This window comes from Pedobacter nototheniae (assembly GCF_004335085.1).
GTDB lineage: Bacteria > Bacteroidota > Bacteroidia > Sphingobacteriales > Sphingobacteriaceae > Pedobacter > Pedobacter nototheniae.
The window spans coordinates 101340-124006 of sequence record NZ_RQRS01000004.1; the positions used below are offsets into that span (position 1 = coordinate 101340).

Below are 22667 nucleotides of genomic sequence, written 5' to 3' on the forward strand. Positions count from 1 at the left end.
AATTCATTTACCTATGAAAACAACTAAAATTAGAAAACAACAGCGCATCCTAACTATGGTGCTATTTATTGTGAGTGGCATTTTAATGAGCGCCTGTAAAAAGGCTGTAGTTGCAGAAGAACAAGTACCCAACCTTAAAAAGAATAGTTCTGCTATAGGGCTTGGTGGCGGTGCTTCGTTTACAACCAATACCAAAAACTTAAATATTGTAATGTTTGTGCCAACAGATAATCCTGCATTGCCAGATTATAAAACACGTTTAAGTGCACTATTTGTTCACTTTCAAAATTGGTTTCATACAGAAATGCTTAGGTACGGTTATGATAAGTATATGGGTTTGCCCATAAATGATTCTACAAACCTGGTAAAGATTATTGAAATTCCAGCACAATTTGGTCAATCTGCCTATCCTTATAGTGCAAGTGTTTCTGCAAACAAAATTTTGGCAGAGATTAATACTTATAAGGCAGCACATCCAACTGAGTTTTCCAATTCTTCACATACATTAATTTTAATGCCAATGAGAACTGATGGCGGCGACCAACCTTTTTATGGATACGGTAAAAATTGTTTCGCTTTGGATAATGCAAATATGGCTGTAGATAAAATTCCAAATCCGTCATCAAATTACCTCGGCGGAATGCTGCATGAGTTAGGGCACGGTTTAAATCTACCTCACGATGCGGGTAAGTACACAAGCGAAAGACCAACACTTGGTACTTCATTAATGGCAAGCGGAAATGTAACGTTTAGTAAAGGCCAGCCAACATTTTTAACACCTGTTGATGCTGCAATTTTGAATAGGAACGAGATTTTTCAGAATCCATTGCCAACCGAAATTCCTTATGAAACAGCTACAACAAGCTTTGATGCGCAGTTTAGTTATAATTCTGCCAGTCAATCGTTTACTGTTTCTGGTTTATACACCAGTAATAAAGAAGTGAGTGATATATTGGTTTATATGGATCCGGATTTGGGCAGTAGCGATGCTGATTATAATGCCGTAACCTGGCGATTTAATACTGCCGTAGGTAATACTTTTACTGGAAATATTGCACTTAACGATCTTCAGTATAAAACCAACGAACCGTACAATATCAGGGTTAAACTTTTATTAAAAAATGGCAATGTAGTAAGTAAAAACTATTCATTCTCCTTTTTAAATGGAGTACCACAAATTGGTGCAAACGGCTCGGCAACATTTTATCAAAATGGAAGTTATGGCGGTTATGCTGTCGAGCTTCCAGTTGGTAATTACACTACAGCAAACTTAATAGCAAAAGGCATTAGTGATAATGATATATCTTCTGTTAAGCTAGGTTTAGGGGTAAAAGCAATTCTTTATAACGGAGATAATTTTACTGGTACCAGCTATGAAGTAACATCAACAACAAGCTTCTTATCTACTTTTAATGATCAAACTTCATCAATTAAAGTAGTTGCTGTAAATTAATAGATAGGAAAACAATATAATAATCAAGCTTTTTAAATTTACACCAGAGATAAATTAAATCACGCACCGGAAAGTTTCCGGTGCGTAAAATATTACCCAATGAAAAAACTATACCTGATTACACTGTTCTTAATATTCTCTGTTCAAGGTTTATTTGCACAGCAAAGTCTGGCTTTAATTCCAATGCCTCAGTTTTTCGTGAAAGCAGATGGTGCATTCCTAATTAATAAAAATATAGCTATTCTATCCAATAATATTAAGCTTAATGAACTAGCCAATTATTTAAAAAATGAATTATCAGTTCAAAACAAGATAGATATCTCTGTAAACTCAAAAAATAGTCGGCCAAGTATACTTTTAGAACTCATAAAAAATACCAAAAACAATAATGATGAAGCATATCAGCTAGTTGTTAACTCAAAAAAAATAACCATTACGGCTACAAGTAATAAAGGAATTTTCTATGGAATAATTTCTCTTTTACAGCTGGCATCAAGTAATAATAAAATTCAAAATTGTACCATAAAAGATGCTCCAATTTATAGTTGGCGAGGTTTTATGCTCGATGAATCACGCCACTTCTTTGGAAAAGATAAGGTTAAATCCATTTTAAACTGGATGGCTTTTTATAAACTAAATACTTTTCATTGGCACTTAACAGATGAGCCAGCCTGGAGGATTGACATTCTTAAATACCCCGATTTAGCTTTAATAGGAGGGAAAGGCGATTACCTTAATCCAAATTTACCTGCACAATACTACAGCCAGGCAGATATTAAAGAAATTGTAGCTTATGCTGCGGAACGTTTTATTCAGGTTATTCCTGAAATTGATATGCCCGGACATGCAACTGCAGCCAATAAAGCTTATGCAGAATTTTCTGGCGGTGGTTCTGCTGCTCACCCTAATTTTACTTTTAATCCCGGTTATGAAAAAACATACAGCTATTTAACTGATATTCTTAAAGAAACCAATGTACTTTTTCCTTCCAATAAAATTCACTTGGGAGGTGATGAAGTTAGTTTTGGGAATGAAAAGTGGAAAATAAATCCTGAAATCCAAGCTTTAAAAATGAAGTATGATTTGAAGGATGAAAAGGAAGTAGAAAAATATTTTATGAAAAGAATGGCAGATTCTGTTTACAGACTAGAGGCACAAGTTTTAGTTTGGGATGAAATGGTTGATGCAGGTTTGCCAACAGATAAAACTATAATGTTTTGGTGGCGCCATGAGCATCCTGAAGTACTAAAAGCCTCCCTAGCTAAAGGTTATAAAACAATTATCTGCCCCCGATTGCCTTTGTATTTTGATTTTATACAAGACAGTACACATAAATTTGGACGTAAATGGGATAAGAAATACAATCCCGTACAGGCTGTATATCAGTTCGATCCATCGCAATTAACAACAGAAAATAAATCGAATATTTTAGGCGTGCAAGCCAATTTATGGACAGAAACCGTTGCTGATAATAAACGATTGGATTATTTGCTCTTCCCTCGTTTAGCCGCACTTGCAGAAACCGCTTGGACAAGCAATGAAAATAAAAATCTGGATGATTTTATGAACAGACTTAAAGCGCACTTGCTTTTATATAAGGCGGCAGGCTTATACTATTATAATCCATTTAATCCAATTGAAACCCCTGAGGCACCAGGCGGAAAAAAATTACCACTAAACTATAAAGATTAAATTATAACACACAAACCCTTATTATATGAATATTCACTTTAATATAAAACGTTTCGGCTTAGTTTTTTGTCTGATAATTTTTAGCCTAAATATTTTACAGGCGCAAGAAAAGGCAGTTAAAACCGATACAATTCCATTAAAATACGGTGCACACCGCATAGGAAAACGCACAGATAGTGTAATGGCTAAATGGCGTGGTTATGGTTTGGGGCAATTTATTCATTGGGGCTTGTATGCTATTCCTGGTGGAGAATGGAATGGTAAAACTTATAACGGGGCAGCCGAGTGGATTCGATCATGGAATGGAATCCCTAAATCTACCTACGACTCCCTAATTTATAAATTCAATCCAACTAATTTTAATGCCGAAAGTTGGGCCAAAACAGCAAAGCAAATGGGTGCAAAATACGTAACCATTACCACTAAACACCATGATGGATTTTGCCTTTGGCCCAGCAAATATACCAAGTACACGGTAGCCAATTCTCCATATAAAAAAGATATAATTGGCCCGTTGGTAAATGCTTATAATAAAGAGGGAATCGACGTAATTTTATATTTTTCAATTATGGATTGGAATCAGCCAGGATGGAGATATGATATAAAAACCAAAGAAGATAGTATAGCTTTTGAAGGATTTAAGAAATTTACCCGTAACCAACTGCTAGAACTTTTAAATAAATACCCAACTGCAAAAGGACTTTGGTTTGATGGAACCTGGGATAAATCGTGGGTTAAACAGGCTGCTTTTGCTGATGAACTGGAAAAAGAAATGAGGACTTTAAGACCGGGATTAATAATTGGGAGCCGTTTTAGACCGGATGATTTTGGTAAACGCCATAATGATTCAAATGGAAGGTTAATGGGCGATTATGAGCAAGGATGGGAACGTAAAATTCCAAATAAAATAGAAGATGTGCATGGCAACGATTGGGATTGTGTAATGACGGTGCCAGAAAACCAGTGGGGCTATAATAAAGCTTGGAATGGGCACATTAAAACTGTAAATGAATTAATAGAAATGACGGCTAAATGTGTTTCTCTAGGTGGTAATTTTGTGTTAAACTTTGGTCCAAAAGGCGATGGCTCAATCCGTAAGGAAGAACTTGATTTGGCAGAAGGCATTGGTAATTGGATGAAAGTTAATAATGAAGCCATTTATAACTGCCAATACGCTGGTTTAGAAAAACAAGATTGGGGCTATTTTACCAGTAAAACTGGCTCAAACAAGGTTTATATGATTGTTTTTAATGTGCCGGTATCAGGAGCTTTTAGGGTAAAACTTCCTTCAAAAACCGCTATAACCACAGCCACATTATTAGATCAGCCTAAAACAGCCCTCAGGGTTGAAGAAATTAGTGAAAACCAATATTTTATCCATGCTTCTGCACGTACAGATAATAAACCCTTTGTAATTGTATTGGATTTGAATAAAAAAGCTCAAAATGCATCCGGTACCTACGAAAAAGCAAAAATATAAACCCAACTTTAATCAAAGCCAAAAACATAATTTATTATAAATGCAAAATTTTAAAAAGATACAGTTTATCCTATTTATAACCTGCCTTATTGTTCAAATAACTGCACAAGCACAATCAAGAAAGGATATTAACTTTAATGCAGATTGGTCTTTCAAAAAAACTAAAGATACCGCCGATCATAAGTTAGATTGGGAAAAAGTGACGCTACCGCATACTTGGAACGCAACTGATATGCAGCTTAGTAAAAACTTTTACGAAGGGGAGGGGATCTATAAAAAAGATGTTGTTTTTGGTAATGAGTATCAAAATAAACGACTTTTCTTACGTTTTGAAGGCGTTGGACAGGTTGCCCAAGTTTATGTAAATGATAAGTTGGTTGGCACGCACAAAGGATCATACAGTGCTTTTTGTGTAGAAATTACCTATGCTGTTACATTAGGAAAAACGAATAAAATTGTAGTTAAAGCTAATAATACAGCCAGAAAGGACATTATTCCTGTAAATCATTTCCTCTTCGGGATTTATGGAGGTATTTATCGCCCGGTAAGTTTAATTGTAACCAATCAAATTAACATTACCACAACAGATTATGCATCGCCTGGAATTTATATTTCGCAAAAGAATGTAAGTAGTACCGCTGCAGATTTAAATTTATTAGTTAAGGTAGAAAATAGATCGCCACAGGCAGAAGATATTCAATTAAAAACCTCGTTATTTAACCGAGAAGGAAAGCTTGTACTAGAAAAAACAACTCAGGAGCATGTAACTACTCAAGGCAGACAAAACTTTACGCAGAATTTTACTTTAGCAAATCCCACCCTTTGGGATGGTTTCAATAATCCGTATCTATACAAAGTAGTTACTCAAATTATTCAAAATAATCAAGTTATTGATGAGGTTGTTCAGCCTTTGGGTATTCGTAAATTTGAGCTTATTGCAGGTAAAGGCATGTTGCTTAATAATAAACCATATAAAATGTATGGGGTTGCTCGCCACCAGGATCGATGGCAGTTTGGTAACGCTTTAAGCAATGCCCAGCATAAAGAAGATTTAGATATTATTAAAGAAATGGGCACTACAACCATTCGCTTTGCGCATTACCAACAGGCAGAATATTTATATTCACAATGTGACAGTATGGGTTTTGTAATTTGGGCCGAAATTCCTTTTGTAAATACATCCACTGGCGAAGAAGGTGAAAATGCCAAGCAGCAAATGACAGAGCTGATTAAGCAAAATTTCAATCATCCATCTATTTATGTTTGGGGTTTGCACAATGAGGTTTATGGTAAAACCATTGCCGATTATCCTGCGATATTAACCAGAGATTTGGATGATATTGCCAAAACTTTAGATCCTGATCGATATACTGCAAGCGTGAGTGGCTATGGAGAAATGACACGCCCAACAAATTTAAATGCAGATATTCAAGGCATGAACCGTTATTACGGTTGGTATGAAGGTAAAATAGGAGATTTAGAAAAATGGGCTTCCAGTTTAGAAAGTAAATATCCTAATAATAAGGTTATGCTTACCGAATATGGGGCTGATGGAAATGTTTTTCAACAACAGGAACAAGCAGAATTGAAAGACACATTTGATTACGGTTCTCCGTTTTATCCCGAAACTTATGAAACAAAAACACATGAAATTCAGTGGCCAATTATTGCTAAACACCCTTATATAACGGCATCTTACATTTGGAATATGTTTGATTTTGCTACCCCAATGTGGAATAGAGGAAGCATGCCAGCCCGTAATATGAAAGGTTTGGTAACTTTTGATAGAAAATTAAAGAAGGATGCATTTTATTGGTACAAAGCCAATTGGAGTAACAATCCGGTTTTGTATTTAACTGAGCGTCGTGCTGTTGATCGGAAAAATGCCAATACTCAAATTACAGTTTACTCTAATATTGGTGAGCCAGATGTTTTTTTAAACGGAAAAAAATTACCAGCAACAAAGCCTGAAGGCGTTTTGTATCGTTTCGAAAACGTTAATTTGAAAAAAGGCAAAAACGTAATTAAAACCAAAGCAAATAAAAACGGTCATGTTTATAATGATGAAATAACCTGGGTTTTGAAATAATTTAATCTCATTAACTTAAAATCCCTAAGAAGTTTAACTACTTTTTAGGGATTTTTTAATTGTAATTATTTCTTATAATGTTGAACAATTATGATTCTGATAGCACGTTTTTAATGTAAGTTTTTGATCAAATTTTTTAAAAAGAAGTTATTTTTTTTGATTGATTTTAGCCGATACACTGTTTTTTATTTTACATTTAAAATTGAATATGCTAATTAAGAATTTGCGCTTAAGCAGTTAATTGATATTAAGTTTGGTATGAGTAGAAAAAATAATGTCGAAATAGTTTGTTTTGGTGAAGTTTTATGGGATAATTTTCCCGAAGGTGAAAAACCAGGTGGCGCAGTAATGAACGTAGCCTATCATTTAAAAAACCTGGGCGTAAATAGTCATTTAATAAGTAAGGTAGGTACCGATAAAAACGGTAAGGAACTGCAACAAGTATTAGCTAAGCTTGGTATTGATAATGCTTATATTCAGGTAGATAGTAAGCATAAAACTTCTACTGTGGAGGTGCATGTAGCCGAAGATAATGAAGTAACGTACGAAATTGTACAACCAGTAGCCTGGGATTTTATAACCTTTGAAAAAGCACATACAAGGTTGGTTGCCCAAGCAGATGCTTTGGTTTACGGTAGTCTTTCGGGAAGAAACGAAATCAGTAGACAAACACTAGCCCATTTGCTTGATTTGGCTCCTTATCGGGTGATGGATGTTAATTTAAGAGCACCCTATTACGATGAGAATTATATTTCTACTTTACTCCATAAAACCGATTTGCTTAAATTAAATTTAGAAGAACTCACCATTATTAGCAATTGGTTTAGTAAAACCTGTAAAACAGAAACTGACAGGATAGATTTACTCCAAGCAAAATTCAAAATTCCAGAGATGGTGGTAACCAAAGGGAGCAAAGGTGCATCATATTATGGGGATAAAACCGAGCACCATTGGCCAGCTTATGATATTAAAGTTAAAGATACAGTAGGCAGTGGCGATTCCTTTTTAGCGGGTTTACTCTCTATGAAACTATCAAATGAGTATATTAATGATACCTTGGATTTTGCCGTTGCCCTAAGTGCATACATAACTACGCAAGAAAGTGCCTGCCCTGTTTATGAAAAATCTACCATTAACCGTTTTATGATGAAACATAAAAAAAACTGGAGCATAGATCAATAAAATGGTTAATCTTCAAATAGGTATCCGCTGTAAGCCAATCCTTTAGCAACACTTTTAAAGTTATCGCCAGAGTTTAAGTTAATGTGAGGAAACTTGGTTTTAAACAAATGTTGTACAGCAGCAACCATAGATGTACCACCCGTTAAAAAAAGACTATCTATATCCGCAGGATTTATCTGGTTTTTAGTCAAAAATTCATTCAGATAATCACTTATTTTATTGATGTCTTTTTCAATAATGCGCCCATATTCTTCAATGGAAATATGCTCATCAATTTCTATGTCCATATTAGAGTACTTGAAATCTGATTGCTCTGCGCCAGATAAGGTGATTTTAGTTTTTTCTATAGATTGGAATACAGAATAACCAAGGTTATACTCAATAAGCGTAATTAAGTTTTTAAATAAACGATCATTGCCCGAGTAATAATAGTAATCATCAATATCTTTTCTAATGCGATTTCCATTAAAAAAGTTCATTTTATCCCAGGTGCAAATGTTAGCAAAAAGAGATTTTGGTACCGTTAATACTTTACCAGGAGTAGCTTCGTATTGTGTGTTTTTACCAAAGTATGGTGTGCCTTTATCCCACATAAAAGCAGAATCAAAGCTATCCCCACCAATGTAAATACCACCTGTAGCCATCATATCGTTTTTACGGTCTTTGCTATCTACCTTATCCGGATCAAGAATTAAATATGTAAAATCCGTTGTACCACCACCTAAATCTGCAACCAAAACATTTTCTTTTTGTTTAATGGTTTTCTCGTAAGCAAAGGCAGCACCAATTGGCTCAAACTGGAAGCGCACCTCATTAAAACCAGCCATTTCTGCAGCTTTATTTAATCGGGTTTGTGCAAGCGTATCTTTTAATGTACTGTCATCATCAAAAAATACTGGTCGGCCAATTACCGCTTTTTTGCAATCCTGGCCTATAATTTCATCAGCCTTTGCTTTTAAATCCTTCAAAATTAAGGCAACCAAATCCGATGCATTGTAGCGTTTATTTTGAATGCGTGTTTCAGTAAAACTGCTTCTGGATAGAATTTGCTTAATAGATTTAATGAAACGCCCTTTCATACCATCATTTAAGTAAGCAGAAATGGCATTTTCGCCAACCACATAATTTAATCCGCCAGTATTTAACTCATGAAAGAAATAAATTAATGAAGGAATAATAATGGTATCCACAATTTCTTTTTTCTCTTCATCATAAATGGCCAAAGCCGAATTGGTGGTTCCAAAATCAATACCATATAAATACTTACTCATTACAAGGGAAATTTAATTAAACGAAAAAAAGGGAGTATTCCAGTAAAACCGGGCGGCGAAAGTATTGAAAAAAGTTCGGAAAATGAATTTAATTAGCAATCATTTTCCTTTATTTTAATCCTCCAATTGTAAAAACAAAATAACAATTTGAAAATATCAGGCACGTTTTTTGGATACTAATAATATTAGTATAGATTTGTGTGTTATTAAAGCGGATTAGAAAAATATCATCCAAATGAGCCAAATAAAGGACATTTAGTGTGCAGTATTCAGCCTTTGGAGATATTTAAATTAGAAAGCTTTTGAATTTATGATATGACAGTTACCGTTTTAGCAATATTAGAAACAGATTTTCGGCCTGATACATCATTGGGTAAAATAATGAATGAGCGACTTCAAAAGGCTGCAACCGAACTTCAGGAGGTGCACTTAAAAGCACTTGAAAACGTTGGGCAACGTACGGATGATTTAGTGGTATACATTAGCTACAATCCTAAATATGCAATCCGTTGGAGGGTGGTAAACGATGTTTCTGCAGCGATAGAAGATAATGTTGCCAATATTTGTGGTAAACTTGGCTACATTCAATGGAAAACTTCCGTAATTAATGTATTTAAAGGCAACGAATAAAATTGCCCATCGTTATAAAACGAAAACTATTAATTAGATTCTATTAATAGTTTAAGAGCTTTAAGCCTGAATAATAGTGATTGATTAACGCGGCTATCCGGATTGATACGCAATGGGGCAAAATGGCTCTCCAGAAAATGGTCTATATTATTAATTTTTGTTGCAGGATTTAAAAATAAAGGTTCCTCAAGTTTCGGCGCATTTTTAAAATATTCTTCGAGTTCTGCAATTGTCATGCGTTAAAGTTAAGCAAATGAAATGATGCATTTTCATGCATTTATTTTAAAATTAACAGCATGTTTGGTTATCAGATAAATAAATTAATCACAATTTATGATTACACTAAATTTTCTTCACGATAACAATGATGAAACCCAGGTATATGTTTTGGAACAGGAGAAAAGAAGTGATCCTTTTAAAGTGTTTTTTAACGGAAAAATGATCGCCGAAATTGATCAAGTAAAAAATAAATGGACTCAGCTTTCAGAAAAAAAAATAGATCATATACTTTTAGCTCAAATCGGGAAATTTATAAGCAATCAAAACTATCAAAAGTTACCAGGTGAAATTAAAGCACATTGGAATAATTTTGTGGAAGAAGCCCTCGCAACAGCGGATGATTTTTATCTAATTATAGCCAAGCCTGAAATTGATTTCGACCGTTTTGAAAAAACTTTTAAAAATTATATTGCCAATTTGGTTAAAGATGAATGGCAAATAACATTTCGAGTTTGCGATGCCTGTTTTAATAATGAATTTATTGTAAAAGTAAATGACTAATAATTGGGTAATTTTGAGAAAACGTGTAAAAATTCCCCATTGTGGGTAAATATTTTCCTAGTAAAATGGGGTATTGAGACTAAAAAGGCAACACTACTTTAAAAACTTGATAAAAATCAACTTTTTTGAATATTGTAAAATCTGCTTGGAAAATAGAATTAAGGCGTTTTTTGAGAATACTGACAAATAAATACATTCCTTTAATCATTCGTTTGGCTTAAATCTTGGATTGGATAACATAACTAATTGTCATCCCATGTCAAGAACCAACAACACTAATTTAGAAGCAGGAATCTTTATAGATTTCTTAAATGCTATTATCAAGCTACCTACAGAATTGTGCGATGAAATTATCAGGCAATGTTATCCGGTATCATTCAAAAAAAACAAGTTTATAGTTTCCGATGCCATCCATGCGCCCAGTGTTTACTTTATTATTAAAGGTGTGGCACGTGGTTTTATTAAAGAGGATGGTAGAGATATTACCACTTGGTTGGCTAAAGAAGGGCAAATGATTGGCCGATTAGATGAATCGGGCAGGAATTTAGATGATCCGGAGATTATGCAAGCTTTGGAAACCACTCGCTTGCTTGCCATTCCATATACTTTAATTAATGAACTTTATGAAAAGTTTGGAGAGGCAAAAGAAATTGGTTTAAAAATCCTTACTCATCAATATGAAAGGACAAGAGAATCTGCAATCTTGGCTCGTATTCCATCAGCAGAGCAGCGTTATCAACGTTTTATTAAACTCTCTGGAATTATGATTAATAGATTGCCTTTAAAATGTATAGCTTCTTATTTAGGCATTCGCATGGAAACGCTGAGTAGAATTAGATCAAAAGGTAGAAGATTATTCATAGAATCCTTAAACTATGCTGAAAACTAAGGCTTTATAAATTGTTAACCACTAAGCGAAAAAAATAATATTTATTTGTTTAGAATTAATCTAAATAGTGTATATTTGTACTGTATCAGCGCTCAAGCACCGCTTTAGAACTGCATATATTTGGTTAATAAATTAAAGCCCTGTTTACCCGCATCAAATGTGATGCGGGTAAAGCAGGCACTACTTCCTTAAAAATCATTTCTCATTTTCTTTATTGTATAGAAACTTCTGTTTCAAATCATTAAAAAGTGATGGCGATCACTTTTTAAAATGATACATTCCAGTCCATCTTTTCCTTTAGGTTTTTACGTTTGCAATGAATGATTAAACAACATAAAATGATTCATTCCACTCAAATTATGACACCTCATACTTTTCATATTCCAGTTTTAGGACTTGGTTTTTCTATCGATACGCCACTTAAAGTTAGTCGTTATGGCATTTCATCGGTACTCTCCATCGTTGATGATGAATTAATTGAGCGCATGAGAAAATACCATACTGAGCAAGCAGGCCAACATTTTATACCAATTAATAAGTCATCCGATGATGCACGGGCAAAGCGCATAACCGCATATTTAAACTTACTGGATGAATTGGTTCATCAGCAGTTTGAAAATTTGAAAGCACTTCCTTTTGAAGCAGGAAATGACCTTATCCGTTTTTTTGAAATGCTGCCAGAAAAATCTGTTTTGAAGCAAGGTTATGATTTAATGTTAGATTTTCCTGAAGGCGAACGAAAAAAAATATTTCAGCAAATTCTTCGCAAAGCGATGTTTAAAGGCAGTATTGATGTAAATATTATGGCGAAAGTAGATAAGATGAATTTTGTAGGAAAGCAATATGCTGGAGACGAAAATACAGATGCACTTGCGGCTTTGCGTGGTTTTGCAAAAAGTAAATTACAGGCTTCTGTGGTGCTCTCTGCAGGAATGAATCCTAAGCTTTATAGTTACCTGGAAACATTTAATGACTTTTATCCTGATGAAAATGGCCTCTTAAAAAAGAAGATTATTTTAAAGGTGAGTGATTTTAGATCAGCCTTAATACAATCAAAATTTTTGGCAAAAAAAGGGCTTTGGGTTTCCGAATTTCGAATTGAATCTGGTTTAAACTGCGGTGGTCATGCCTTTGCCACTGAAGGCTATTTGTTAGGGCCAATTTTAGAAGAATTTAAATCCAAAAGAACTTCCATGATGGAAGAATTAGTGGTAATGTATAAAACTGCTTTGGCTCAAAAAGGTATAAATTATAGCAACCAGCCAAATTATAGAATAAGTGTGCAGGGTGGAATTGGAACGGCAGCCGAGCATGATTTTTTATTAAGCCATTACCATTTAGATGCAACAGGTTGGGGTAGTCCTTTTTTATTAGTGCCTGAAGCAACTAACGTTGATGAAGAAACTTTAAATCGCTTAACTGCTTCAGCAGAAAGCGATTTCTATTTAAGTCAATCTTCACCATTAGGTGTGCAGTTTAATAATTTTAGAGGTAGTACAATGGAAAACCTTCGAATGGAGAGAATAGAGAAAGGAAAACCGGGTAGCCCTTGTACAAAAAAATATCTTTGCAACAATACTGAGTTTAGCGATAAGGCAATTTGTACAGCTTCCAGAACATACCAAAATCTTAAAATTAAAGAACTTAAATCCGCTAATTTAAGCAATGAAGAATATCAGCAAGCTTATAATAGTGTTACCGAAAAAATTTGTTTGTGTGAAGGTTTATGCGCTTCTGCATACTTAAAATATGATTTGCTTCTGCCCAAAGAAAGTAAAGCAGTTTCCATTTGTCCTGGACCAAATTTGGCTTATTTTTCTAAAGTATATTCACTGGATGAAATGACTGGACACATTTACGGGCGCAATAATTTGTTAGAAAAAGTAGATCGTCCTCATGTATTTATTAAGGAGTTAAATTTATATATCGACTATTTAAAAACAGAAATGCAGCAACATCTCGTTCAGTTAACAGATAAAAAAAGAAAGTATTTTAACAACTTTAAATCGCAGGTGAAAGAAGGGATAAGTTATTATAAAACACTGTTTGAACAAGCAGCTTTTCAGGCGTCTATACAGTTTCAAAACGGACTTGATGAGTTGTTGTTTTGTGAACATAAACTGGATGAACTTGAGATTTTATAAGGATTTAACCGGAGTGTAATAATGAAACTTAGTTATATTTATCCCCTCAAACCTTATCAAATAATCATTTATGGATAGATCAAAATTTTTAGATGCGATTATAGAAAATGCCATTGATGGTATTATCACCATTGATGATAAAGGCATTATTGAACATTTAAATCCAGCTGCACTTGAACTTTTTGGATACTCAAAAGAAGAGTTAGTTGGCTGCAATGTATCGAAATTAATGCCGCAACCAGATAAGAAACAGCACGATAGCTATATTCATAATTATAATACAACGGGTAAAAAACATATTATTGGTATAGGGAGAGAGGTGCACGGGCAACGCAAGGATGGATCTGTTTTTCCATTTAGATTAGGGGTAAGTGAAGTTAAATTCACCGATCGTAAAATTTATACTGGCTTTATACACGATTTAAGTAAAGAAAAAGCCAATGAAGAACAGATTAAAACTTATACAGAAAAACTTGAGGTAAAAATTAAAGAGCGTACACAAGATTTAGTTAAGCTGGTTTCTGAATTGGAGATGGCTAAAGAAAATATGCGTGCCTTATTTCAGAAAGAAAAGGAGCTAAATCAGCTTAAAACAAGGTTTGTTTCTATGGCATCTCATGAGTTTCGAACACCTTTGAGCTCTATACAGTTATCCGCCTCATTAATTGATAAGTATACATCAAAAAATGATGTAAATAGTGTAGAAAAACATACGCTTAAAATTAAAAACTCCATTAATAATTTAACAACCATTTTAAACGATTTTCTATCTTTAGAAAAACTGGAGGCAGGCAAAGTAGAAGCTAATGTGCAGCAATTTAATGTTGTAAGTTTTGCTGAAGAAATTGCCGAAGAAATGCAGTTAATGAGCAAGCAAAATCAGCATATTGTTTATGAGCATACCGGTACAATTGCCAACGTTTATCTAGATCCAAATTTATTAAAAAACTGTATTATTAATTTAATTTCCAATTCCATAAAATATTCTGGAGAAGATACTTTAATACAGTTTAACTCAATTTTAAAAGAGGGAGATTTGACTCTTGAAGTTAAAGATAATGGCATTGGAATTCCGAAGGCAGACCAGGATAACCTATTTGAACCCTTTTTTAGAGCACATAATACTGGCGATATTCCAGGAACTGGATTGGGTTTAAACATTGTTAAACGTTACGTTGGTTTAATGGATGGAACTGTAAACTGTGTAAGTAAACAAAATGAAGGCACAACTTTTACCTTACATTTTACTTTTAACGAACCCAATTAATTACCACCATAAATTTTAACATCCCATGAATAGAAGCGTATTGGTTATTGAAGATAATGATGATATTAGAGAAGGAACAGCAGAGATTCTTGATTTAGCTGGCTACCAAACATACACGGCCAAACATGGTAAAATTGGTGTAGAACTTGCCATTAAGCACCTACCAGATTTAATACTTTGTGATATTATGATGCCTGAACTTGATGGTTATGGTGTGTTATATCTATTGCATAAAAATCCTAAAACTGCTGCTATACCTTTCATTTTTATAACAGCGAAATCAGAACGTGCAGATATGAGAAAGGGAATGGAAATGGGTGCTGATGATTACCTAACCAAACCTTTTGATGATATAGAACTTTTTAAGGCAATAGAAAGTCGTTTTAGAAAGAAACAACAAGCGGTTGGTTTCAGCTCCTCGGCTACAGAAAGAGCAGAAATTATGGAAGAACTTCGCAAAAAAGGAAAAGTGCGTACCGTTGCTGCAAAACAAATTTTATACCTCGAAGGCGATGAACCTGCGCATTTATATTATCTGGTAAAAGGACAGGTGAAAACGTATAAACGCTTTAAGGATGGACGCGAACTTTCTTCAAACCTTTACCACAACGCTGATTTTTTTGGTTATGAAAGTTTATGTAGTGGCGAATCTTATGGCGATCATGCGGCTACCTTAACAGAAAGCGAAATTATTTATATCCCGAAGGCTGATTTCATGGAAGCTTTGTTGAATCATCAAGCCGTTTCATCAACTTTTATGTCGCTTTTATCGGGTAATGTACGTGATAAACAAAAACAAATGCTACAATTGGCGTATTCTTCCGTTCGTAAAAGGGTAGCAGAAGCATTAGTTCAGGTGGCCAATAAATTTGGCGATAGTCAATCGGATACTGCAACTTTAAAAATTTCAAGAGATGATCTCGCCGCTTTAGTCGGTACCGCAAGTGAAACCATTAGCCGTATGTTAGCTGATTTTAAAGAAGAAGGGCTTATTGAGAAAAAAGGAAATGCCATTCAGGTTATTTCTATTGATAAACTTAGCAACGTAAAGCAGTAAATCAATAAGATTTTAAGCAACACAACTTGCAGTGCTCTATTGTAAGCTGTGTTGCTTTTTTATATACAAACAAATTAATTTAGTGATTACAATCACTTTTTAGTCTAAGCAGCCTCATCAAGCGCAGCGCCACTCATCTTTAGTTTTGCATATATAAATTTTGTATATGAAAGCTATTGCCTATAACATTAAGCCAGAAGAAAAGGAATGGTTAGTGCTTGCTAATTTTAAGAAGCACGATATTACCATAATTGCGAATAGCTTAACCAAAGATACTTTGGCTTTTGCCAATGGAAAAGAAAGCTTGCTGGTTTTTAATAATGATGTTTTGGATGCTGATATGATTGCCGGCTTAAAGGCTTTGGGCATAAAATATATTGCAACATCATCATTTGAAACCGATCATTTAGACCTTGAAGCTGCTGGTGTAGCCGGAATGAAAATTGCCAATGTGCCTTTTGAGGAGGGTAATCATAACCTAAAATCAAGAATGGAACAGGTAATTAAAAACCTGGATCAATGGGCTGCTGGTAAATGTGTTGGTAAAGCCTGTTGCTGTAAAAATAATTGTGGTGTAGTTAAAGCGTTGAAATAATGGATACTGCTGCACTGCTAAAAAAATACAATGTTGCTGCACCAAGGTATACCAGCTATCCAACGGTACCTTATTGGGATGTGCAAACTTTTAGCATTACAGGATGGATAAATGCTGTAAAGGACACCTATTTAAGCCATAAGGATGAAGGCATTAGTTTGTATATCCATTTGCCTTTTTGCGAGAGTTTATGCACCTATTGCGGTTGCAATACCCGTATTACTAAAAACCATGGAGTGGAACAGCCATACATTCAGGCGTTGCTAAAAGAGTGGCAAATGTATGTAAATGTTTTGGGCGACAAGCCTAAAATAAAGGAGTTGCATTTGGGCGGTGGAACGCCAACATTTTTTAGTTCAGAAAACCTTAATGCTCTTATTATCGGTATTTTGAAGGAAGCTTTTTTAGCTCCTGATGCAGAATTATCTTTCGAAGCACATCCAGCAAATACATCAAAAGCACATCTTCATACTCTTTATCAATTGGGATTTAAGCGTTTAAGCTTAGGGATTCAGGATTTCGATCCAAAGGTTCAGTTGATGATTAATCGGTTTCAAACCCCTGAACAAGTTTTTAAGGTTACAGAAGAGGCACGTAAAATTGGGTATGATTCCATAAACTTCGATTTAATTTATGGCTTGCCCGCTCAAACCATCCAAGGCCTTTCAAAAACCATCGAAACGGTAATTGCAATGCAGCCAGATAGAATTGCCTTTTACAGTTATGCCCATGTGCCGTGGCTAAAACCTGGTCAACGCCATTATTCGGAGAAAGATTTGCCACAAGGCGATGCCAAGTTTGCCCTTTATAATTTAGGAAAACAGTTGCTCACCAATGCCAATTACATGGATATTGGTATGGATCATTTTGCTTTAAAAAGTGATACACTTTATCTCGCCAGTGCTGAAAAAAAACTGCACCGTAATTTTATGGGTTACACCAATCAACACACTCATTTACTCATTGGTCTTGGTGTTTCGTCAATCAGTGATAGTTGGACGGGCTTTTCGCAAAACTGCAAAACAGTAGAAACTTATCTCGAAAAGGTAAACGCAGGATTTTTGCCTGTAGAAAAAGGTCATATACTTTCTGATGAAGATCTGATTATCAGGCAGCATATATTAAATATTATGTGCCGAAACCATACACTTTTTAATCAAGGTATACCTGAATCCATTTATGAACGCTTGCTGCCGCTAATAAACGATAAACTCATATCTGTAACCGAAAAGGAAATTAATATTACACATGCTGGTAAATCTTTTTTAAGGAATGTTTGCATGGCCTTAGATGAAAGATTATGGCTTAAACAACCAACCAGCAGCATTTTTAGTACAGCTGTATAAAACTATTTAATATGGAAAATCGAAAAAATACCCTCATTGAACCCCTTTGTTATCACTGCGGTGAAGATTTGCCAGAAATTAAATATCAGTTGGATGGTCATAATTTCTGTTGCGCTGGTTGCCAGGGTGTTTACAAAATCCTTTCAGAAAATAATCTTTGTAATTACTATGCCTACAACGATACCCCCGGACAAAAATTAAATGGCGATACACGTTTAGAATATTTAGATGAGCCTAATATTATTGCTCAATTAATTGATTACAGGCACGATCAATCAACTATTGTTACTTTTTATATACCAGCAATCCATTGCAGTTCTTGTATTTGGCTGTTGGAACATTTATATAAAATTAACCCCGCTATTTTTAGCTCAAGGATAGATTTTCTTAAAAAACAGGTTACCATAAGTTTTAAACACGAAGAAATTTCACTCAGGCATTTAGTAGAAAGCTTAAATCATATTGGCTACGAGCCATTAATTAGCTTGCAAGATGTAGTAAAAGCCAATAGCAGCTCGGTAAATAAAACATTGATTTTGAAAATCGCCGTCGCAGGATTTTGCATGGGCAATGTAATGCTGTTTAGCTTTCCAGAATATTTTGGCCTTTCAGGCTTCGAAAAGCAATTTCAATACCTTTTTGGCTGGCTTAACTTAGCTTTTTCCATTCCTGTTACTTTTTATTGCGGTCGCGATTACTTTATTTCTGCCTTCATCAGCATAAAACACAAGCATATTAACCTGGATACACCGCTTGCACTTATCATTGCCGTTTTATTTTTAAGAACAGCTTTTGAGATTGTTTTTAGCACAGGACCAGGATTTGCAGATACATTAACAGGCTTGGTATTTCTGCTTTTAATGGGGAAATGGCTTAAACAAAGAACTTACCATCATATTTCTTTCGATCGTGATTACCGCTCTTACTTTCCTATTGCTGTAACTACGCTGGTAGATGGTAAGGAAAAACCAGTTTCTATTAATGAAATTCAAATAGGAGATAGGCTTTGGATTAGAAATGGAGAGTTGGTTCCAGCTGATGCAATTTTAATGAAAGGAGATGCATGGATGGATATGAGTTTTGTAACTGGCGAATCAGAGCCGGTGCATCACGTGCTTGGCGAAATTATTTATGCCGGAGGGAAACAAACTGCTGGGGCAATTGAGTTGGAAGTAATTAAACCTGTATCGCAGAGTTATTTAACAGGTTTGTGGAACCACGAACATTATGCTCAAGATAAAAACAAACAAAACTTTAACGATCGTATAGCAAAATATTTTAGCCTCGGTGTTTTCCTTATTGCTTTCGCGGCAACAGGATATTGGCTATTTCAAAATGATAGTCATAAAGCATGGGCAGCATTTACCGCAGTTATTATCGTGGCTTGCCCTTGTGTATTGGCATTGAGCACACCATTTACTTTATCGGCCATTTTATCGGTTTTTGATAAACAAGGGTTTTATGTTAAAAATACAGATGCCGTTGAAGCCCTTGCTGCTTGTGATACCATTGTTTTTGATAAAACAGGAACGTTGACCAGTGCAGAGCATGCCGAATTAAATTTTAATGGCGTGCTAACTTATGGCGAAAAAATGTTAGTGGCTTCTTTGCTTCGAAATTCTTCACACCCACTTAGCAGGCATATTTTAAAGGATTTAAGAGTCGATCAGTTTTACGCCATTACAGATTATGAGGAAATTTCTGGACAGGGATTAAAAGGAAAAGTTAACAAACAGACGATTTGTATAGGACAAATTTCCTTAATGCCACAAGATATTAAAAACTTGAATGGAAGTGGAGTTCACGTTATGATTGATGATATGTATAAGGGATGCTTTGTTATTCAGCAAGAGTGGCGTAAGGATTTGAATATACTGCTTTCTCATTTAAACAATCACTTTAGTCTGCAAGTTTTATCAGGCGATAGCGATAAGGATAAGGAGGTTTTGAAAGAGATTTTTCCATCAGAAGCTAAAATAAAATTCAGACAAAGCCCGCACCAAAAGTTGAATGCTATTTTAGAGTTGCAACAACAAGGCAAACAAGTTATGATGCTTGGAGATGGTTTAAATGATGCAGGGGCGCTAAAACAAAGTAATTTCGGTATTGCCCTTACAGATAATATAAACAATTTTACACCCGGTTGCGATGCAATTTTAAAGGGCGATTCTCTGCAAAAACTCCCCAAGTTTATTAGTTTAAGTAAGGATGGTTTAAAAATCATTAAAGCAAGTTTCGCAATTGCTACGGCTTACAACTGTATCGGGATTTATTATGCCGTACAAGGTACACTTTACCCACTGGTAGCTGCGGTGTTAATGCCAATTAGTACCATTACCATTATTTGCTTTACCACATTTGCAACCCGCTTTTTTGCACGTAAACACAAACTTATATGAACATTTTATACTTTTTAGTTTGCTGCAGTGTTTTTATGGCTGTAATTTTTCTAGCTGCCTTTTTCTGGGCATCAAAAACCGGTCAGCACGATGATGTTTATACCCCTGGTGTACGCATTCTATTTGATGATGAGGCTGAAAGCGAAAAAAGTGAAGAAGATCACTTTTCGGCCTAATCGCCATCACCTTTGGGCAATGCCCCGCTAAATACCTTTGAACTATAAAAACGAACAAAACAATTTCTATTAATTATGCAGTTAGAAAAATTTACTTACGATAACAAGATCGTTCGCAACTTTGGAATAGCCACCTTAGTTTGGGGGATCGTAGGAATGACGGTTGGGCTGCTTGCAGCTATGCAACTATTTAAACCCGCCATGAATTTGGGTAACCAATACACCACTTTTGGTAGAATTAGGCCCCTACACACCAATGCTGTAATATTTGCCTTTGTTGGAAATGCCATTTTTATGGGCGTTTATTATTCTCTACAACGTTTACTTAAAGCTCGCATGTTTAGCGATGTGCTTAGTAAAATTCACTTTTGGGGCTGGCAACTTATTATTGTGGCAGCAGCAATTACCTTACCTTTAGGTTTTACTACGTCACATGAATATGCTGAGTTAGAATGGCCTATAGATATTGCTATTACCGTTATTTGGGTAGTATTTGGCGTAAACATGTTCGGTACAATTATTAAACGCCGAGAACGCCACCTGTATGTAGCCATTTGGTTTTACATTGCAACTTTTGTAACCATTGCCGTACTGCATATTGTTAATTCGTTCGAGTTACCTATTTCATTCTTAAAAAGTTATTATGTGTATGCTGGCGTACAAGATGCGCTTGTACAATGGTGGTATGGGCATAATGCGGTAGCATTTTTCTTAACCACACCGTATTTAGGAATGATGTACTATTTCTTGCCTAAAATGGCCGGAAGACCTGTGTATTCATATAAATTGAGTATTCTGCACTTTTGGTCGTTAATTTTTATCTACATCTGGGCAGGTCCCCATCATTTATTGTACACCTCGCTTCCAGGATGGGCACAATCATTAGGTGTTGCCTTTTCAATTATGCTAATTGCACCAAGCTGGGGTGGTATGATTAATGGTTTACTTACATTGAGAGGGGCATGGGATAAAGTTAGAGAAGATGTTACCTTAAAATTTATGGTTGTAGCCCTTACAGCGTATGGTATGGCTACTTTTGAAGGGCCACTTTTGTCCCTAAAGCAAATTAATGGCGTTGCGCACTTTACCGATTGGATTGTTGCACACGTACATGTTGGCGCACTAGGCTGGAATGGTTTCTTAACCTTTGGTGTACTTTACTGGTTAATACCAAGAATTTATAAAACCACACTTTACTCTAAAAAACTTGCAGGTTTTCACTTCTGGATAGGCACTTTAGGTATTCTATTTTATGCTATCCCGATGTATTGGGCAGGTTTTACCCAAGGTTTAATGTGGAAAGAATTTACCCCAGAAGGTTTACTTAAATACCCTAACTTTTTAGCTACAACACTGCAAATTATACCAATGCATATTTTACGCTCAATTGGTGGCGCACTTTACTTAACTGGTGTAATTGTAATGACTTACAATTTGGCTAAAACCATGCTAGGAGCTAAACTGGTAGCCAACGAACCTGCCGAAGCAATGCCACTTGAAAAAGTAATTGTTGATAGCTCTCCTGCTGATAAGGCTTGGCACCGTGTTTTAGAACGTAAACCAATGAAATTCATGGTACTATCCCTAATTATAATTTTAATAGGGGGTATGGTAGAAATGATGCCAACGTTTACCATTCAATCAAATGTGCCAACTATTGCCAGTGTAAAACCTTATAGTGCGCTTGAGTTACAAGGTAGAGATCTTTACATTAGAGAGGGTTGCGTCAACTGTCACTCACAAACAGTGCGCCCTTTCCGTTCAGAAACAGAACGTTATGGGGAATATAGCAAAGCAGGAGAATTTGTTTACGACCATCCATTTTTATGGGGAAGTAAACGCACCGGACCAGATTTACATCGTGTAGGTGGTAAATATTCTGACGCTTGGCATTATAATCACCTTGTTGATCCAACATCTATGTCGCCAGGCAGTATTATGCCGCCATACCCTTGGTTAATTGAACAGAAACTAGATATAAGTACAACGCCTGCTAAAATAAGGGCGATGCAAACCTTGGGAGTGCCATATCCGGATGGCTTTGATAAACATGCCAACGACCAGCTAAAAATGCAGGCAGAAAAAATTGCTGCCGAATTAAAACAGAATAATATTAAGGTAAAAAGCGATAGAGAGATTGTAGCCATTATAGCTTATCTGCAGCGCCTTGGAACTGATATTAAAGCAAATAAAGAAGAAATTCCATCAAACCAATAA

Annotated in this window: 18 protein-coding genes; 16 read left to right on the top strand and 2 right to left on the bottom strand. The window is 35.3% G+C overall.

Annotation, left to right across the window (positions count from 1 at the left end):
• Positions 1 to 13 precede the first annotated feature (13 nt).
• From EHC72_RS05295 to EHC72_RS05315, 5 genes are all read left to right on the top strand, one after another.
• Positions 14 to 1453 carry a hypothetical protein gene (locus EHC72_RS05295; RefSeq protein WP_131536629.1) on the top strand — a complete coding sequence of 480 codons (1440 nt, stop codon included), beginning with the start codon at positions 14 to 16 and terminating at the stop codon, positions 1451 to 1453.
• Positions 1454 to 1552: 99 nt separating this feature from the next.
• Positions 1553 to 3145 (top strand): beta-N-acetylhexosaminidase, encoded by a 1593-nt coding sequence (locus EHC72_RS05300; protein WP_131536630.1) that lies wholly within the window; start codon positions 1553 to 1555, stop codon positions 3143 to 3145.
• Between the two features lie 25 nt (positions 3146 to 3170).
• Positions 3171 to 4625 (top strand): alpha-L-fucosidase, encoded by a 1455-nt coding sequence (locus EHC72_RS05305; RefSeq protein ID WP_131536631.1) that lies wholly within the window; start codon positions 3171 to 3173, stop codon positions 4623 to 4625.
• Between the two features lie 40 nt (positions 4626 to 4665).
• The gene (locus EHC72_RS05310; RefSeq protein WP_131536632.1) at positions 4666 to 6714 is read left to right on the top strand and encodes a glycoside hydrolase family 2 protein; all 2049 of its coding nucleotides are present in this window, start codon (positions 4666 to 4668) and stop codon (positions 6712 to 6714) included.
• 258 nt (positions 6715 to 6972) lie between these two features.
• Positions 6973 to 7896, top strand: a complete 924-nt coding sequence (locus EHC72_RS05315) for a carbohydrate kinase family protein (RefSeq protein ID WP_131536633.1) — start codon at positions 6973 to 6975, stop codon at positions 7894 to 7896.
• 5 nt (positions 7897 to 7901) lie between these two features.
• Here the strand turns inward: EHC72_RS05315 and EHC72_RS05320 are convergent, their stop codons facing one another.
• Positions 7902 to 9167, bottom strand: a complete 1266-nt coding sequence (locus tag EHC72_RS05320) for an Hsp70 family protein (protein ID WP_131536634.1) — start codon at positions 9165 to 9167, stop codon at positions 7902 to 7904.
• Between the two features lie 315 nt (positions 9168 to 9482).
• Here EHC72_RS05320 and EHC72_RS05325 point away from each other — a divergent pair, with 315 nt between their 5' ends.
• Entirely contained in the window at positions 9483 to 9797 is a 315-nt protein-coding gene (locus tag EHC72_RS05325; RefSeq protein WP_131536635.1) for a hypothetical protein, read from the top strand.
• A 29-nt stretch (positions 9798 to 9826) separates the two neighbouring features.
• On the opposite strand, the gene EHC72_RS05330 is transcribed toward EHC72_RS05325, so the two are convergent.
• Positions 9827 to 10033, bottom strand: a complete 207-nt coding sequence (locus EHC72_RS05330) for a DUF6965 family protein (RefSeq protein WP_131536636.1) — start codon at positions 10031 to 10033, stop codon at positions 9827 to 9829.
• Positions 10034 to 10130: 97 nt separating this feature from the next.
• On the opposite strand from EHC72_RS05330, the gene EHC72_RS05335 reads away from it, so the two are divergent.
• The 10 genes from EHC72_RS05335 to ccoN all read left to right on the top strand — a co-directional run bounded on the left by EHC72_RS05335 (position 10131) and on the right by ccoN (position 22667).
• On the top strand, positions 10131 to 10577 hold the full coding sequence (locus EHC72_RS05335; protein WP_131536637.1) for a hypothetical protein: 447 nt from the start codon (positions 10131 to 10133) through the stop codon (positions 10575 to 10577).
• A 256-nt stretch (positions 10578 to 10833) separates the two neighbouring features.
• Complete coding sequence (locus tag EHC72_RS05340) at positions 10834 to 11466, top strand: Crp/Fnr family transcriptional regulator (protein WP_131536638.1); 633 nt, start codon at positions 10834 to 10836, stop codon at positions 11464 to 11466.
• A gap of 338 nt (positions 11467 to 11804) precedes the next feature.
• A complete protein-coding gene (locus EHC72_RS05345; protein ID WP_246029381.1) occupies positions 11805 to 13610 on the top strand; it encodes a hypothetical protein in 1806 nt (601 codons plus the stop codon).
• 70 nt (positions 13611 to 13680) lie between these two features.
• Positions 13681 to 14877 carry a PAS domain-containing sensor histidine kinase gene (locus EHC72_RS05350; protein WP_131536639.1) on the top strand — a complete coding sequence of 399 codons (1197 nt, stop codon included), beginning with the start codon at positions 13681 to 13683 and terminating at the stop codon, positions 14875 to 14877.
• 25 nt (positions 14878 to 14902) lie between these two features.
• Positions 14903 to 15934, top strand: coding sequence for a response regulator (locus tag EHC72_RS05355; RefSeq protein WP_131536640.1), 1032 nt, complete (start codon positions 14903 to 14905; stop codon positions 15932 to 15934).
• A gap of 166 nt (positions 15935 to 16100) precedes the next feature.
• Complete coding sequence (locus EHC72_RS05360) at positions 16101 to 16529, top strand: Rossmann-fold NAD(P)-binding domain-containing protein (protein WP_131536641.1); 429 nt, start codon at positions 16101 to 16103, stop codon at positions 16527 to 16529.
• The gene (gene hemN, locus EHC72_RS05365) at positions 16529 to 17875 is read left to right on the top strand and encodes an oxygen-independent coproporphyrinogen III oxidase (RefSeq protein ID WP_131536642.1); all 1347 of its coding nucleotides are present in this window, start codon (positions 16529 to 16531) and stop codon (positions 17873 to 17875) included. The genes EHC72_RS05360 and hemN overlap by 1 nt, the downstream gene beginning before the upstream one ends.
• A gap of 11 nt (positions 17876 to 17886) precedes the next feature.
• The gene (locus tag EHC72_RS05370) at positions 17887 to 20274 is read left to right on the top strand and encodes a heavy metal translocating P-type ATPase (protein ID WP_131536643.1); all 2388 of its coding nucleotides are present in this window, start codon (positions 17887 to 17889) and stop codon (positions 20272 to 20274) included.
• Positions 20271 to 20450 carry a cbb3-type cytochrome oxidase assembly protein CcoS gene (ccoS, locus tag EHC72_RS05375; protein ID WP_131536644.1) on the top strand — a complete coding sequence of 60 codons (180 nt, stop codon included), beginning with the start codon at positions 20271 to 20273 and terminating at the stop codon, positions 20448 to 20450. Before EHC72_RS05370 ends, ccoS begins: the two co-directional genes overlap by 4 nt.
• Positions 20451 to 20525: 75 nt before the next feature.
• On the top strand, positions 20526 to 22667 hold the full coding sequence (gene ccoN, locus EHC72_RS05380) for a cytochrome-c oxidase, cbb3-type subunit I (protein ID WP_131536645.1): 2142 nt from the start codon (positions 20526 to 20528) through the stop codon (positions 22665 to 22667).